The following is a 15,472-nucleotide window of genomic DNA, read 5'->3' as shown; positions in this document are numbered from 1 at the left end:
ACGGAGAACTACATGGCCTGGAATGAGCCTGGAAATAAGGGAAATGACCCCTGGGGGAATCGCGGTGGCAATGATCAGGGTCCTCCGGACCTGGATCAGGTGTTCCGCAAGCTGTCCTCGCGCTTTGGTGGTAACCGTGGCGGAGGCCTGAGCGGCGCCGCCGTCGGTATCGGTGCCCTTTTGCTGGCCGCGGTATGGGGCCTGTCCGGTTTCTACAAGATTGAGGAAGCGGAGCGCGGCGTGGTGCTGCGTTTTGGTCAGTACTATGAGCTGGTTGAGCCTGGTCTGGGCTGGAAAGCCACCTTCATCGATGAGGTGACTCCGGTGAACGTCAACAATATCCGTGAGCTGCCCGCTTCCGGCATGATGCTGACCATGGACGAAAACGTGGTGGCGGTGCAGATGAAGGTTCAGTACCGCATCACCGACCCTCGTGCCTACCTGTTCAACGTGACCAATCCGGATGAGTCTCTCAACGAGGCGATGGACAGTGCCCTGCGCTACGTTGTGGGCCACACCACCATGGATGACATTCTGACCACCGGCCGTGAGCAGGTCCGTCAGGACACCCGCGTCGAGCTGGAGGGGATCATTGAGCCCTACGGCCTGGGTCTGACCGTGGTCGACGTCAACTTACTGCCTGCCCGTCCGCCGGAAGAGGTGAAGGACGCCTTCGATGACGCCATCTCCGCTCAAGAGGATGAAGAGCGTTTCGTGCGTGAAGCGGAAGCCTATGCCCGTGCCGTTGAGCCTGAGGCTCGTGGTCAGGTGCAGCGTATGGAGCAGGACGCCACCGCATATCGTGAGCGTGTCACCCTGGAAGCCGAGGGTGAAGTGGCCCGGTTCGTTCAGCTGCTGCCTCAGTACGAAGCGGCCCCTGAAGTCACCCGCGAGCGTCTCTACCTGGAGACCATGGAGAAGGTGTTCGGCAACACCTCCAAGGTGATGGTGGATACCGAGGGCAACGGCTCCATGTTCTACCTGCCTCTGGATAAGATCATCGAGCGCTCCTCCGGCAAGAGTGCGCCCCGCACCGGGTCCACTCAGGTGAACGACAGCAGCTCTGTGCCTTCGTCCACCTTTAACAACAACCGCAGCTCCAACAGCCGTGGCGGCAGCATTCGTCAGGGGAGGAACTAAGCCATGAGACCCGTAGCTATTGTCACTCTGGTCCTGGTGTTTTTCCTGGGACTCTCCAGCCTGTTCGTGGTCAGTGAAGGCGAGCGCGGCATCGTGAAGCGTTTCGGTAAGATCGCCAAGGACGCAGACGGCGTTACCCTGGTGTATGAACCAGGTCTGCACTTCAAGGTGCCGGTCATCGACTCGGTACTGCGTCTGAATGCCCGTATCCTGACTCTGGATGCGCCTGCTGACCGCTTCGTGACCTCAGAGAAGAAAGATTTGATGGTGGACTCCTACGTGAAGTGGCGCATCATCGATTTCGAACGCTTCTTCCTGTCGACCTCCGGCGGTAACCAGTTGCAGGCGGAAGCGCTGCTGCAGAGTAAGATCAACAACGGCCTGCGTAGTGAGTTCGGTTCCCGTACCATCTCCGAGATCGTATCCGGCAGCCGTGATGAGCTGCAGCAGGAAGCCCTGAAGGCCGCCTCCGACAGTGCCCTGGAACTGGGCATCAAGGTGGTGGACGTCCGGGTTAAGCAGATCAACCTGCCCCGCGAAGTGAGTCAGTCCATCTACGATCGTATGCGCGCCGAACGTATCGCCGTGGCCAAGGAGCATCGCTCCCAAGGTCGCGAGAAGGCGGAGGTCATTCGAGCCGGAGTCGATGCCAAGGTGACGGTAATGTTGGCGGAAGCTGAGAAGACTGCCCGAACCCTGCGAGGTCAGGGTGAGGCTCAGGCGGCCAAGATCTACGCCGATGCTTACAATCAGGCGCCGGAGTTCTACAGCTTTATGCGCAGCCTGGACGCCTATGCTAAATCCTTCAACAGCAAACAGGACGTACTGGTGGTCTCTCCCGACTCCGAGTTCTTCCAGTATATGAAGGGCACCAACAAGGCCAACTGATCCCTGTCAGTTTGAAAAGCCCGGCTCACTGCCGGGCTTTTTCTTTAATGGGAAATGTTCTTCAAGGAGAGTGAGTTATGTCTGAATCCTGGTTGTTGGCCCTGGGTTTGCTGTTGTTGATGGAGGGGATTGGGCCGGCCTTTCTGCCGCGTCAGTGGCGTGCTGCGGTCTCAGAGATGAGCCGCCAGCCCGACGCCATGTTGCGCCGCATCGGTGGCGCCCTGGTGACTGCGGGTGCGGTAATTCTGTACATTTTTTCTTAATAACGGCTGTTTTGCTCAGGCTGTTTTGCTAGAATCCTGCTTTAACCACCTACTCTGTATCCATAATGAGCAAAAATGTTGTTGTTCTCGGCACCCAATGGGGTGACGAAGGCAAAGGCAAGGTCGTAGACCTGCTTACTGATAAATCTTCCTATGTGGTGCGTTATCAGGGTGGCCACAATGCTGGTCATACTCTGGTTATTAACGGCGAGAAGACCGTCCTGCATCTCATTCCATCCGGCATCCTCCGCGAGAACGTCAAGTGCATCATCGGCAACGGTGTGGTACTGGCTCCTGACGCGCTGCTGCGTGAGCTGACCATGCTCAAAGAGCGTGGCGTGCCTGTCGAGGACCGCCTGCTGATCTCCGAGGCTTGCCCGCTGATCCTGCCCTACCACGTGGCGGTGGATCAGGCCCGTGAAGCGGCCCGTGGCAGCAAGGCGATCGGCACCACAGGTCGTGGTATCGGTCCGGCCTACGAGGACAAGGTAGCCCGCCGTGCCCTGCGCGTTGGTGACCTGTTCGATGCCGAGCGTTTCGCCGAGAAGCTGAAGGAGGTACTGAGCTACCACAACTTCATGCTGACCGAATACCACCAGGCCGAGCCCGTCTCCTTCGATGAGGTGTACGAGCAGGCGATGTCTGTGGCGGATTTGCTGAAGTCCATGGTGGTGGACGTGACCGATCTGCTGGACAAGGCCCGTAAGGCCGGTGAACCGATACTGTTCGAGGGTGCCCAGGGCACTCTGCTGGACATCGATCACGGCACCTACCCCTACGTAACCTCCTCCAACACCACCGCCGGTGGTGTGGCCACAGGTTCCGGTTTCGGTCCTAACCGCATCGATTACGTACTGGGCATCATCAAGGCCTACGCCACCCGTGTGGGCGGCGGTCCATTCCCCACCGAGCTGGACGACGATGTTGGTCAGCACCTGGGTGAGAAGGGCCATGAGTTTGGTGCCACCACAGGTCGTCAGCGTCGCTGCGGCTGGCTGGACATCGTGGCCATGCGCCGCGCCGTTCAGATCAACGGCATCACCGGCCTGTGCCTGACCAAGCTGGACGTGCTGGACGGCCTGGAAGAGCTGAAGCTGTGCACCGGCTACAAGATGGCCGACGGCAGTATCGTTGAGGTTCCGCCTCTGGCCGCCGAAGACTACGAGCAGGTAGAGCCCATCTACGAGAGCATGCCTGGCTGGAACGACAACACCTTTGGTGTGGTGGAGCACGACAAGCTGCCCCAGGCGGCGCTGGATTACATCGCCCGCATCGAAGCGCTGTTGGAGGTCCCCGTGGACATCATCTCTACCGGCCCGGACAGGGTAGAGACCATGATTCTGCGGAATCCATTCGCCTAACAGCGATAGTGACGGGGCCAACTGGCCCCGTTATGCTATGTTGGACTACAGATTGAACAACCCGGGCCGATAACCCAAGTATGAGACGAATACTGCTGCTGCTCACAACCCTGATGATGATGGCTCCTGCCCGTGCGGAACTGCAGGCGGTGGAGCTGTACTCGCAGGATGCGTTGTTGCAGATGATTCGGGACAACACCCACCTGGCTCAGATGCGCCGGGATGACTGTCAGCTGGTCGAGGATGTCCGGGCGCACGCCAAGGTGCTCAAGGAGCCCGCCTACCAGATGCTGTGGGCCGACATGCTGATGTACGGCGTCTGCGTGGAAGAGGACGTTCGCGAAGGCTACTACTATCTGGAAACCGCTTCGGAGTCGGGTTTGCCCGATGCCCTGGAGCAATTGGCCCGCTACTACCGCATAGGCAAGTTCACTCTGGTGAACAACGACCTGGCGATTCATTACTATAAGCTTGCCTCGGAACAGGGCCACCTGCGCGCCCGGTTCGACCTGGTGCGCATGTACATCAAAGGCCATGGAGCCCCCAGGGATTATCCCCAGGCTTACCGCTGGCTGTTTGAAGAGGTGTACCAGCACGAAGAGGACAGGCAAACCGCCCGTTCCCTGCTGACCCAGCTGGAGCCTCTGATCCCGCCCCGCACCGTTGCGGCCATCCGAGCGGATCAGAAATTTCAAGATAAGTACCGTTGATTGTCGGTATACTTGAAGCTAAATCCCCCTTTTTTCTACGAGAATTTAACTATTGGATAAAAACGATCCCCATTATCAGCGTGAGGCTGAGAAGTACGAAAACCCCATTCCCAGCCGTGAATACCTGCTGCAGCTGATCGCTGACGGCCGTGGCCTGATTGGCCGCGATGAACTGGCGGCGGAACTGGGCCTGGAGGGCGAGCAGTATATCGCCCTGATGCGTCGCCTGCGCGCCATGGAGCGTGACGGACAGCTGGTGTACACCCGCAAAGGACGCTATGGCATTCCGGAAAAGATGGACCTGCTCACCGGCACGGTGCTTGGCCACCGGGATGGGTTCGGCTTCTTCCGCCCCGATGATGGCAGCCAGGATCTCTTCCTGACCGAGCGCACCATGCACAGTGTGCTCCACGGGGACCGAGTGATGGCTCAGGGAGATCGTCACGATCGCCGTGGTCGCCAGGAAGGGCGCATCGTCCGGGTACTGGAACCGAGAAACCCGATGATTATCGGCCGTTACTTCACCGAAGACGGTGTCGGCTTCGTGGTGCCCGACGACAGGCGCATCAGCCAGGACATCCTGATTCATGAAGGCGATCGTATGGGGGCCCGCCTCGGCCAGGTGGTGTCTGTTGAGCTGGTGCAGCGACCCGGTCGGCACACCCACGCCAGAGGTAAGGTGGTCGAAGTGCTGGGCAACGAGATGGATCCCGGTATGGAGATCGACATCGCCCTGCGCAATCACGATCTGCCCCACCAGTGGCCCGAAGCCCTGCTTAAGCAGGTGGAAGGAATTGACGACGAGGTCAGCGAAGAGGACAAGCAGGGTCGCATCGACTTGCGTAAGCTGCCTCTGGTGACCATTGATGGTGAAGACGCCCGTGACTTTGACGATGCGGTCTACTGTGAGAAGAAGCGCGGTGGCGGCTGGCGCCTGTGGGTGGCCATCGCCGACGTCAGTCATTATGTGCGCAGCGGCACGCCACTGGACGATGAAGCGATTAAACGGGGTAACTCGGTCTACTTCCCGGCTCAGGTGATCCCCATGCTGCCGGAGAAGCTCTCCAATGGCCTCTGCTCCCTGAACCCCGGGGTGGATCGTCTGTGCATGGTGGCGGAGATGACCGTCTCCAAGGCGGGCAATCTCTCCGGCTTCAAGTTCTATCCCGCGGTGATGCACTCTCACGCCCGCCTGACCTACACCAAGGTGGCGGCCATGCTCGACGGCGATGAGCGTTTGCGCGAGCGTTATGCCGAGGTGCTGCCTCACCTGGAGGAGCTGCACAAGCTCTACGGTGCCCTGGATCAGGCTCGGGTGAAGCGCGGCGCCCTGGTGCTGGAAACCACGGAAACTCAGTTTATCTTTAACGCCGATCGCCGTATCGAGCAGATCGTGCCCCGTGAGCGTAACGTCGCCCACAAGATGATCGAAGAGTGCATGATCCTGGCGAACGTGGCCGCCGCCAAGTTCGTCAAGAAGCACAAGGGTGAGACCCTCTACCGGATCCACGAAGGGCCGGGCGAGTCCAAGCTCAAGTCTCTGAGAGACTTCCTGGGCCAGCAAGGGCTGCAGCTGGGCGGTGGTGAGAAGCCGTCGCCGGCGGACATCGCCAAGCTGCTCTCCTCTCTGGAGGGGCGGGGTGACGCCGAGCTGGTCACCACCATGGTGCTGCGCTCCATGAAGCAGGCGGTCTACAGCCCCGACGATCTGGGCCACTTCGGCCTAGCTCTGCAGGGTTACAGCCACTTTACCTCTCCCATTCGTCGCTACCCGGATCTGATTCTGCACCGGGTGATCCGCTCCCTGCTGGTCAAGGACCAGGGGCTGATCAAGAAGGCGATGGACAAGATGAAGGGCCGCAGCCAGGATGGGGCGGCGCTGCATTACGATACCCAGCAGCTGGTAGAGCTGGGGGATCACTGCTCCCTGACCGAGCGCCGTGCCGACGACGCTACCCGGGATGTGTCCGACTGGCTCAAGTGTGAGTTTATGCAGGACCATGTGGGAGACACCTTCGACGCGGTGATTAGCGGCGTCACCAGTTTTGGCCTTTTTGTGCGCCTCAACAGCTATCACATCGACGGCCTGGTGCACATCTCCAGCCTGGAGAATGACTACTTCCACTTTGATGCGGTCCGCCAGGGGCTCTACGGCGAGCACAGCGGTAAGCGCTACCGTCTCGGCGATGAGGTTCGGGTCAAGGTGTTGTCGGTGAAGCTGGACGATCGTCAGATTGAGCTGGGCATGGTGGAGGAGAAGGGCGTCGGCAAGAAGATGAAGGCCAAAGCCAAATCCAGCCGTAAACAGGCCCAGAAACAGCCTCAGAAGCCCGCCGACAAGCAGCCTCAGAAGGGCCCCTACAAAGCCGGAGACGGCAAGGGCAAAGGCAAGTCAGGCCGCGGCAAGGAGAGTGGCAAAGCCAAATCCGGCGGCCGGGGCAAAGCCTCACAGAAACAGACAGCGGGTCGGGACACTCCGGCCAAGAAGAGTAAGAAGCGGAATAAGCAGTAATGAAACAAGAGATGGTGTTTGGCCTCCACGCGGTGGAGGCGCTGTTGCAGTCTGAGCCTGAGCGAGTGAAATCTATCTGGCTGCTCAAGGGTCGGGACGATGAGCGCCTGCACAAGATCCTGCAACTGGCCAAGCAGAACGGCATCAGCTGCCAGCCGGCGGCGCGAAAGGCCCTGGATGAGAAAGCGGCGTCCCCCCAGCATCAGGGTGTGGTGGCCGCAGCCAAACCTGCCCCGGTAAAAGGGGAGGCGGAACTGGCGGCCCTGCTCGACGGAGTCGAGACACCGCTGCTGCTGATCCTCGACGGGGTGACCGATCCCCACAACCTGGGCGCCTGTCTGCGCAGCGCCGACGCCACTGGGGTTCATGGGGTGATTGTGCCCCGGGACCGCTCTGCCAGCCTGGGCCCTGTGGTGCGCAAGGTGGCGGTGGGCGCGGCCGAGAACATCCCCCTGTTCCAGGTGACCAACCTGGCGCGCACCATGCGTGAACTGCAGGAGCGGGGCATATGGATTGTCGGCACCGCGGGGGAGGCGGACCACGACCTCTATCAGGCCAAGCTGACCGGTCCTCTGGCGATCACTATGGGCGCCGAGGGCAAGGGGATGCGTCGCCTGACTCGTGAGCACTGTGACGAGCTTATTTCCATCCCCATGGCCGGGGTGGTGACCAGCCTGAACGTGTCGGTGGCCACCGGGGTGTGCCTGTTTGAAGCGGTGCGTCAGCGCCGGGGCTAACTCCGGCTCGCAAACGATAAAGGGCGCCCTGGGGCGCCCTTTGCTGTTCTGTCTGCTGAGTCTCTAGGGCGCTTTGCTCAGTCTAGGTACCCATTCATTTTGGGCACAATGTTGATACATCGAGGCCTTAGTGGCTGGATGCTGGCGCAAAAATACTCAGCAAAGGTCAACACGCCCTAAAAGGTATAGAGCAGATTGACCGTGGAGATGATGTCGGTGCGTTCGCTGTTCTCCGGTACCCGGTCGGTGAACTTGATGTCGGTGCCGATCTTCAGGGCCAGGTCCGCCCACAACTGATTACGGATGGACATCTTCAGGGTGGCGACGGTATTGCGATTACCGGTTTCCACCGCTCCCTCAGCGTTGAAGGTGGTGTACTCGTGAAGCCGCTGCTCAAACTTTCCGGAGAAACGGGCAATCCCTTCGTCGGTGGAGCTGCTCTGATCCGCATCGTCGTCGGTGAGATTGGCTTCGTTGAAACGGTAACCGCCACCCGCTTCCAGTGACAGCTTGGTGTGGCGACGGTCAATCAGGGTGGAACCGTAACCCGCCGAGTAGATCTGCTGCTGGGTGAAGGAGCCGAATCTGTCCCAAATCAATTCACTACGGCCATAGAGATAGTTGCTGCCACTCAGTTTGTAGTCGAGCTGGTATTCGACGGTGTACTGCTCTGCGGTGGCACTCTGGTTGTCTGAAGCGAAGTAGGCCTTGAGCACGGTTTCGTGCTTGGCGGCGTCGCCGTCATAGACCAGTTTTCCCCGGCTGTTGAAGTTGCTGGACTCGGTGTTGCCCGAGGTGTATTGCAGGCCCAGCTCCACCTCGGCGTCGAGGCGATCCTCCGGTTCCTTGTACTCCGGCGGCACCAGAGCCAGGGCCTGGGGAGCGATGAGCAGCATGGGCAGCCAATAGGGTGTCTTTAACACTGTGTTTGTGCACTCTTGTCATTATGGGATGGGCCCGTTGCGGGCCAGTAGCAGAGACACAGTGTACTCCGCCCCCGCCATCAGTGGAAGCTGGCGATGAACTGACGTCGCCCACGAAATTACAGTGAAAAATCGCCCACTGCGTCCTCCTTTCTTCTTGCCCGGAATGGCCATTTACTGTAATATGCGCCGGCTAATCAGCCGAAACCCTTTTTGTTCCTTGCCTCCAGGTCCGGCTGAGCCTGCAAGAGGCTGAATAACCGTAAGGATCAATAATGCGTCATTACGAAATCGTATTTATGGTTCACCCTGATCAGAGTGAACAGGTTCCTGGCATGATCGAGCGTTACACCGCTACCCTCGGTAAAGATGGTGGTTCTGTAACCCGTCTGGAAGACTGGGGCCGTCGCCAGCTGGCATACCCAATTGAGAAGCTGCACAAGGCTCACTATGTTCTGGTTAACGCTGAAGCTACCGCTGAAGCCATCGAAGAGCTGGAAACTGCTTTCCGCTTCAACGATGCCGTTATCCGCAGCATGGTAATCCGCACCAAAGGCGCTATCACCGAGCCTTCCGCTATGGCCAAAGCCAAGGAAGAGCGTCGTGAGCGTGAAGAGCGTCGCGAAGCCAAGCCTGCTCCTGCACCTGCTGCTGAGGAAGCCAAGGCCGAGTAATCGTTGTGAATACCAACCGCCTGGAGCTGACTGGCACCGTCCTTCGGCCTCCTAAACGGGCAACCGGTATCAACGGAGTTCCCCACGGATACTTCGTTCTGGAGCATCGCTCCATGCAGCAGGAAGCGGGACTGAATCGTCCGGTTTACTGCAAGATACAGGTGGTCGTAAGCGGTCGGGAAGCACAACCCTTACTGGATTCATTGGACTCAGGTCAGCCAATACGGGTGGCGGGATTCCTCGCCTGGCAACAGAGCAGGAATGGCCAAAGCCGCCTGATATTGCACGCTGACTCAATTGAACCTATTTCATAGGAGATGCCCAAATGGCACGTTATTTCCGTCGTCGTAAATTCTGCCGTTTCACTGCAGACGGTGTTACTGAGATCGACTACAAAGACGTAGCGACTCTGAAAAACTACGTTACCGAAAGCGGTAAGATCGTACCGAGCCGTATCACTGGCACCAGCGCTAAGTACCAGCGTCAGCTGGCTCGCGCCATCAAGCGTGCTCGTTACCTGGCTCTGCTGCCTTACACTGACCTGCAAGGTTAAGTTCGGCATTAGGTTAACCCTTTAAAAGTAGAGGAAAAGGTAATGGAAGTTATTCTGCTGGATAAAATTGCCAAGCTGGGCGGTCTGGGTGACAAGGTAACCGTTAAATCTGGTTACGCTCGTAACTACCTGCTGCCTCAAGGCAAAGCGGTATTCGCTAATCAAGCCAACATCGCTGAGTTCGAAGCTCGTCGCGCTGATCTGGAAAAGAACATCGCTGACAAGCTGGCTGCTGCTGAAGCTCGCGCCGAGAAACTGGCCGCTCTGGAAGCCGTAGTTATCGCCTCCAAGGCCGGTGACGAAGGCAAGCTGTTCGGTTCCATCGGTACCCGTGACATCGCCGACGCGATCACTGCTGCTGGCGTTGAAGTAGCCAAGTCTGAAGTTCGTCTGCCTGAAGGCGCTCTGCGCAACACTGGCGAATTCGACATCGCTATCGCTCTGCACAGCGAAGTTAGCACCAACGTTAAGATCAACGTTGTTGCTGAGTAATCTGCCGCATTAGCCGGAAGATTGAAAAACACCGCCTCCGGGCGGTGTTTTTTTATGTCTGCTATTTGGTCCTGCGTACGGGCTCTGAGATCAGAGAGCCGGCCAGTTCGGCCACCCTGGGCATCACCGTCAGGCTCAGGAGGAAGGCCAGAGGCCAGGCCATCAGAAAGCTCTCCCCCCAGCGCAGCGTCCAGTTGGCGTCGAAGCCGGTATGGATGGTGGTCAGGGCGGCGGACATGATGAGCCCCATGGTAAAGGAACCTAACAGGGCGGTGATGAGTAGTTTGGGCCGATTCATGGTGTCTCCTTGGCTAAGCCTGTTCGGTGAACTCCTTTGAAGTACGCCCAGAGCACAGCCGCGGACCAAAAAAAGGCGCACCTGAGTGCGCCTTTTTCGTTGAACCCGAGGATTACTCCACCAGGGTCAGCTCGTTAAGGAGGTTGTTGGCGCTGTCGACCTGCTCCATCATCCACAGTACGTAGCGGAAATCCACGTGCACCGCACGGGTGATTTCCGGGTTGAAGTACCAGTCCTTGGTGATGGACTCATAGGTGGAGTCGAAGTTCAGGCCCACCAGATCGCCGTCACCGTTGAGGATGGGGGAACCTGAGTTGCCGCCTGTGGTGTCAACGCTGGAGAGGAAGTTCACCGGCACCGAGCCGAAGTGAGCATCACGGGCTTCAGGACAGGAGAAGATGGCGCAGTACCAGGCCTGGTTATCGGCCTTCAGGCTCTCTTGGAAGAAGCTGCCGTAGCGTTTGGCCTGGATCGCCTTGACCACCTTTTCAGGGGCGTTGAAGGGGTAGACGCCGGTGTGCTTCTCCACAATCCCTTCCAGCTTGGTGAAGGGCTGCTTGTAGAGGGCGTCGGCAGACTGGTAACCATCCACCACACCATAGCTGATGCGCAGGGTGCCATTGGCGTCAGGGTACACAGGCTGGTTGCGGCTGTCGTACCACTCCAGCAGGGCATCCATTACCGCGGGACGGGCGGCGGTGATCTCACCGGCCAGGGTCTGGCGCTCCTTGCGGTTGGCTTCGTTGGCGTCATACAGAGCCACGGCCATCTGGATGAAGGGGTCATTGCTGGCTTTGAAGGCGTCGACCGGCTGGGTCATCCACTCCAGACGCTTGGCGCCGTCATGCAGCTCGGTGTTGGCGTAGGCCTGATCCAGATCCAGAGTCTCCAAGGCCTTGTCCAGGGCCGCAGTACGGTTGTCCTGGCCCAGGTAGGCGTCGATGTCGGTCTGCCACAGGGCCCGGTCCATACGGGAGTCGTAGCTGCGAGACAGACGGTTGAGGCGACCCTGGAGCATCTTCATGTCACGCTCCTGATAGCCCTCTTCACGCTCCGCGTCCGGCTTCTGACGCTCGTTCGCCAGCTTGTAGAGGCGATTGGCTGTGCTCAGCATGGCACTGGACTGGGCGTTTTCGAAGTAGAAGGCGCGCTGCTTGTAGTCGCGCTGCTTGGCCAGCTTCTGCTGCAGTTCATCCACCTTGGCCAGCTGATTGGCGTGCTTGGCATCGGCCTTCAGCCAGTCGATGAACGCCTGCTCACTGCTGCCCTTGATGGCGGGGATGTCGGTCTTGCGGAAGCCGTCCAGCAGGCCGTTGAGCTTCTTCATGCGGTTGGCCAGGCTGGCCTTGGTGCCGGCGTAGGCGATCTTGATGACGCCATCGTCCATCCCGTACTGATCGATCAGATCAATATGGTGCTGGTAGCGTTTGGCGGCCACCGGGTATTGCCAGTCGGAGGCGAACTCCAGCTCGCTCAGCAGCTTGTGGCGGCTGGTGCGGCCTGGATAACCGGCCACCAGAACGCCGTCCCCTTCGCGAACGCCGCTGGCGTTGACCTTGAGGAAGCTCTTGGGCTGGTAGGGCACGTTCTCTTCGCTGTAGGCGGCCGGTGAGCCGTCCGGGGCCACATAGGCACGCAGGAAGGTGAAGTCACCGCTGTGACGGGGGTACTCGAAGTTGTCGATGTCGTCGCCGTAGGAGCCGACGCTCTGAGGTGGGGCATACACCAGGCGAACGTCACGAATCATCAGCTGGCGAAGCAGATAGTACTTCTTGCCGCCGTGGAAGCTGCGAACGTGACAACGATAGTTGTCGTTGGACTCGCACTCCTTGAGCAGGGCTTTACGGTTGCCCTGGATGGTGTGATAGCGCTGGTAGCCGTCCATCTCGTCGGTGGTTCCGGCATACACTTTGTCGGTCACATCTTCAATCTTGTCAGTAACGTAGAGGCGTTCCTGGGGGCCGGCAGAGGGCTCCTTATCCATGGAGGTGGCCAGGAAGCCATCATCCAGGTAGTTGTGCTCTTCGTTGCTGTTAAACTGAATGCCCCGGTAGGCGCAGTGATGGTTAGTGACCACCAGGCCTTTGGGTGAGACGAAGGAGGCGGTACAATAGCCGAGCCCCACCACCGCATTCATTGGATACTGGTTCAGATCGGCCAGCTGATCCGCTGGCAGACGGATACCGGCTTGTTTCAGCTCATCCGCCAGTTGCGGCATCTGCATTGGCAGCCACTGGCCCTCGTTCGCCAGGGCGGGCATCGCCAGGGAGAGGCTCAGCGCCAATGCTGATACCGAAGAAGAAACTTTGGTTGGCATGGGAGATCCCTTTATTATTATGAATCCTGTCTGGGCTGGCGCCCGGAAAGGGGCAATCTTATCAACTATAAGTTCCGAGTGTAACGGGTTTAACATGGCAGAAACACGCCAGCGCGAAAGCGGGCAGCAGAAAACGGTCGACCAACTGAAGATACCTCCGCACTCCATTGAGGCGGAACAGTCGGTCCTAGGTGGCCTGATGTTGAACAACGATGTGTTCGACCAGGTGGCTGAGCGAGTGGTCAAAGAGGACTTCTACAGCCGTAGCCATCAGTATATCTTCGCCGCCATGTCCCTGCTGCTGGAGGGGGGACACCCGCTGGATCTGGTGACGGTCTCAGAGGAGCTGAGCCGTCAGGGAGAGCTGGAAAACGTCGGCGGCATCCCCTATCTGTCTGACATATCTCGTAACACTCCAAGTGTCGCCAACATCGTCGCCTATGCCGAAATCGTCCGTGAACGGGCGGTGGTGCGGGAGATGATCAAGGTGGCCAACGACATCGCCGACGCCGGTTTCAACCCGGAAGGGCGGGATTCTGCCGCTCTGCTGGATCTGGCGGAAACCAAGGTATTCAAGATCGCCGAAAGCCGGGCCAACGCCAACGAGGGGCCGGAAAACATCAAGAGCATCCTGGAGAAGACGGTCGATAAGATCGAACAGCTCTACTCCAACCCCCATAACGGGGTGACCGGGGTCTCCAGTGGCTTCTCTGATCTGGATAAGATGACCGCCGGATTCCAGCCCTCGGATCTGATCATTGTGGCGGCCCGTCCCTCCATGGGTAAGACCACCTTCGCCATGAACCTGTGTGAAGCGGCAGCGATGAATGAGGACCACCCGGTGCTGATCTTCTCCCTGGAGATGCCCTCGGAGCAGATCATGATGCGTATGCTCGCCTCATTGGGCCGGGTGGACCAGACCAAGATCCGTACCGGTCAACTGGATGACGAGGATTGGGCCCGGGTCTCCAGCACCATGGGGCTGATGATGGAACAGGGCAAGATGTACATCGACGATGCCTCTGGCCTGACTCCGACGGAAGTGCGTTCCCGTGCCCGGCGAATCGCCCGTGAACACGGAGGCCTCTCCATGATCATGGTGGACTACCTGCAGCTGATGCAGGTGCCGGCCCTGGCCGATAACCGGACCCTGGAGATCGCCGAGATCTCCCGCTCCCTCAAAGCTCTGGCCAAGGAGCTGAATGTACCGGTGATTGCCCTGTCCCAGCTTAACCGTTCGTTGGAGCAACGGGCCGACAAGCGCCCGGTGAACTCCGACCTTCGTGAATCCGGCTCCATCGAGCAGGATGCCGACCTGATTATGTTTATCTACCGGGATGAGGTATATCACCCGGATACCGCCGAGAAGGGCACCGCCGAGATCATCATCGGTAAGCAGCGGAACGGCCCCATTGGCAAGGTGCCTCTCACCTTCCAGGGGATGTTCTCCCGCTTTGACAACTATGCCGGCGGCGGTTTCGAGTACGACGAGTAAGGATCTGCAGTGCGATTTTCCCCTGTGGCTGAGATCAGCCGAAGTGCCCTGTTGCACAACCTGGGCCGGCTGCGCCAACTGGCGCCCGGTGCAAAGATCATGGCGGTGGTCAAAGCCAACGCCTATGGCCATGGCCTGACGACCCTGGCCAGATGGCTGGATGACGCCGGCGTCAATGGCTTCGGCATGGCCAGGTTGGAGGAGGCGCTGTGCCTGCGACGGGAAGGGATCGGCGCTCGGATGTTGCTGCTGGAAGGGGTGTTCTCCGAAGAGGATCTGGAACTGGCGGCCAGCCACGATCTGGAGGTGGCCATTCACGACAGTGAACAGGTGGCGATACTGGAGCGCGCCGCCCTCAGCAAGCCGGTACGCATCTGGCTGAAGCTGGACACCGGCATGCACCGCCTCGGGGTTCAGCCCCATCAGTTCGAAGCCCTGTATCAGCGCCTGCGGGCCCTGGACAACATCCAGGGTGAGATCAACTTCATGACCCACTTCGCCGTGGCCGATGAGGCGGAGAACCCGGAAACCACCCGGCAGATCGCCCTGTTCAATCAGTTGACCAAGAGTCTGCCGGGGGAGCGCACCCTGGCCAATTCCGCCGGGACGCTTGCCTGGCCCGCATCCCACGGGCAGTGGGTGCGTGCCGGCCTGGCGCTGTACGGCGGCTCGCCGATGATCGCCGGTCGCCCGGAAGACTATGAGTTGAAACCTGTGATGACCATGAAAACCGCGGTGCTGGCGGTGCGCGAGCACAAGGCGGGCGATCCCGTGGGCTATGGCCAGAGTTGGCGTGCCAGTCGGGACACCCGCCTGGCGGTGATCGCCATGGGCTACGGGGACGGCTACCCCCGCCACGCGGTCAGCGGTACCCCGGTGTTGATCAACGGCAAGCGCTACCCCCTGGCGGGTCGTGTCTCCATGGACATGATCACCGTGGAGATCGGTGACGATCCGGTTCAGGTGGGGGATGCCGTGGTGCTGTGGGGAGAGGGCCTGCCGGTGGAAGAGGTCGCCGAGTGCGCGTCCACCATCCCCTATGAACTGCTGTGCAGCACCACCGCCCGGGTGCAATATCGCTACGTGGAGTAGGCCATCCCCAAGGGTGG

16 protein-coding genes are annotated in these 15,472 nt (G+C 59.4%); 13 read left to right on the top strand and 3 right to left on the bottom strand.

Translation table 11 applies throughout. From position 1 onward, the window contains the following. Nucleotides 1–12: 12 nt before the first annotated feature. The 7 genes from hflK (at nt 13) to rlmB (ending at nt 7,611) form a co-directional block, all read left to right on the top strand. Nucleotides 13–1,140 (top strand): FtsH protease activity modulator HflK, encoded by a 1,128-nt coding sequence (hflK, locus tag QUE41_RS18630; protein WP_286340467.1) that lies wholly within the window; start codon nt 13–15, stop codon nt 1,138–1,140. Between the two features lie 3 nt (nt 1,141–1,143). Next, nucleotides 1,144–2,028, top strand: coding sequence for a protease modulator HflC (gene hflC / locus QUE41_RS18625; protein WP_286340466.1), 885 nt, complete (start codon nt 1,144–1,146; stop codon nt 2,026–2,028). Between the two features lie 77 nt (nt 2,029–2,105). Beyond that, nucleotides 2,106–2,291, top strand: a complete 186-nt coding sequence (locus QUE41_RS18620) for a DUF2065 domain-containing protein (protein ID WP_286340465.1) — start codon at nt 2,106–2,108, stop codon at nt 2,289–2,291. A gap of 65 nt (nt 2,292–2,356) precedes the next feature. Further along, nucleotides 2,357–3,652, top strand: a complete 1,296-nt coding sequence (locus tag QUE41_RS18615) for an adenylosuccinate synthase (RefSeq protein ID WP_286340464.1) — start codon at nt 2,357–2,359, stop codon at nt 3,650–3,652. Nucleotides 3,653–3,732: 80 nt separating this feature from the next. Continuing rightward, nucleotides 3,733–4,362 carry a tetratricopeptide repeat protein gene (locus QUE41_RS18610; RefSeq protein WP_286340463.1) on the top strand — a complete coding sequence of 210 codons (630 nt, stop codon included), beginning with the start codon at nt 3,733–3,735 and terminating at the stop codon, nt 4,360–4,362. 52 nt (nt 4,363–4,414) lie between these two features. Beyond that, a complete protein-coding gene (gene rnr / locus QUE41_RS18605) occupies nt 4,415–6,874 on the top strand; it encodes a ribonuclease R (protein ID WP_286340462.1) in 2,460 nt (819 codons plus the stop codon). Further along, nucleotides 6,874–7,611: a 23S rRNA (guanosine(2251)-2'-O)-methyltransferase RlmB gene (gene rlmB / locus QUE41_RS18600; protein ID WP_286340461.1), complete on the top strand. Its 738-nt coding sequence runs from the start codon at nt 6,874–6,876 to the stop codon at nt 7,609–7,611. The genes rnr and rlmB overlap by 1 nt, the downstream gene beginning before the upstream one ends. A 176-nt stretch (nt 7,612–7,787) precedes the next feature. Here the strand turns inward: rlmB and QUE41_RS18595 are convergent, their stop codons facing one another. Then, on the bottom strand, nt 7,788–8,534 hold the full coding sequence (locus QUE41_RS18595) for a DUF481 domain-containing protein (RefSeq protein WP_286340460.1): 747 nt from the start codon (nt 8,532–8,534) through the stop codon (nt 7,788–7,790). Between the two features lie 275 nt (nt 8,535–8,809). On the opposite strand from QUE41_RS18595, the gene rpsF reads away from it, so the two are divergent. The 4 genes from rpsF to rplI are packed head-to-tail and all read left to right on the top strand — an operon-like array spanning nt 8,810 to nt 10,253. Then, complete coding sequence (gene rpsF / locus QUE41_RS18590) at nt 8,810–9,208, top strand: 30S ribosomal protein S6 (protein WP_286340459.1); 399 nt, start codon at nt 8,810–8,812, stop codon at nt 9,206–9,208. A 5-nt stretch (nt 9,209–9,213) separates the two neighbouring features. Then, on the top strand, nt 9,214–9,522 hold the full coding sequence (priB, locus tag QUE41_RS18585; RefSeq protein WP_286340458.1) for a primosomal replication protein N: 309 nt from the start codon (nt 9,214–9,216) through the stop codon (nt 9,520–9,522). Between the two features lie 11 nt (nt 9,523–9,533). Then, nucleotides 9,534–9,761: a 30S ribosomal protein S18 gene (gene rpsR, locus QUE41_RS18580; protein WP_028109942.1), complete on the top strand. Its 228-nt coding sequence runs from the start codon at nt 9,534–9,536 to the stop codon at nt 9,759–9,761. Between the two features lie 42 nt (nt 9,762–9,803). After that, nucleotides 9,804–10,253, top strand: a complete 450-nt coding sequence (gene rplI, locus QUE41_RS18575; RefSeq protein ID WP_286340457.1) for a 50S ribosomal protein L9 — start codon at nt 9,804–9,806, stop codon at nt 10,251–10,253. Nucleotides 10,254–10,314: 61 nt separating this feature from the next. Here rplI and QUE41_RS18570 read toward each other — a convergent pair whose 3' ends face one another. Then, nucleotides 10,315–10,551 (bottom strand): DUF2798 domain-containing protein, encoded by a 237-nt coding sequence (locus QUE41_RS18570; RefSeq protein ID WP_286340456.1) that lies wholly within the window; start codon nt 10,549–10,551, stop codon nt 10,315–10,317. 112 nt (nt 10,552–10,663) lie between these two features. Then, on the bottom strand, nt 10,664–12,868 hold the full coding sequence (locus QUE41_RS18565) for a S46 family peptidase (protein ID WP_502875909.1): 2,205 nt from the start codon (nt 12,866–12,868) through the stop codon (nt 10,664–10,666). Nucleotides 12,869–12,962: 94 nt separating this feature from the next. On the opposite strand from QUE41_RS18565, the gene dnaB reads away from it, so the two are divergent. After that, a complete protein-coding gene (gene dnaB / locus QUE41_RS18560; RefSeq protein ID WP_286340455.1) occupies nt 12,963–14,363 on the top strand; it encodes a replicative DNA helicase in 1,401 nt (466 codons plus the stop codon). A 9-nt stretch (nt 14,364–14,372) separates the two neighbouring features. Further along, the gene (gene alr, locus QUE41_RS18555; protein ID WP_286340454.1) at nt 14,373–15,455 is read left to right on the top strand and encodes an alanine racemase; all 1,083 of its coding nucleotides are present in this window, start codon (nt 14,373–14,375) and stop codon (nt 15,453–15,455) included. The last annotated feature ends 17 nt before the right edge of the window (nt 15,456–15,472 follow it).

It is taken from the genome of Ferrimonas sp. YFM (genome assembly GCF_030296015.1).
Classification (GTDB): domain Bacteria; phylum Pseudomonadota; class Gammaproteobacteria; order Enterobacterales; family Shewanellaceae; genus Ferrimonas.
This window is presented reverse-complemented; position numbering and strand designations above follow the sequence as displayed.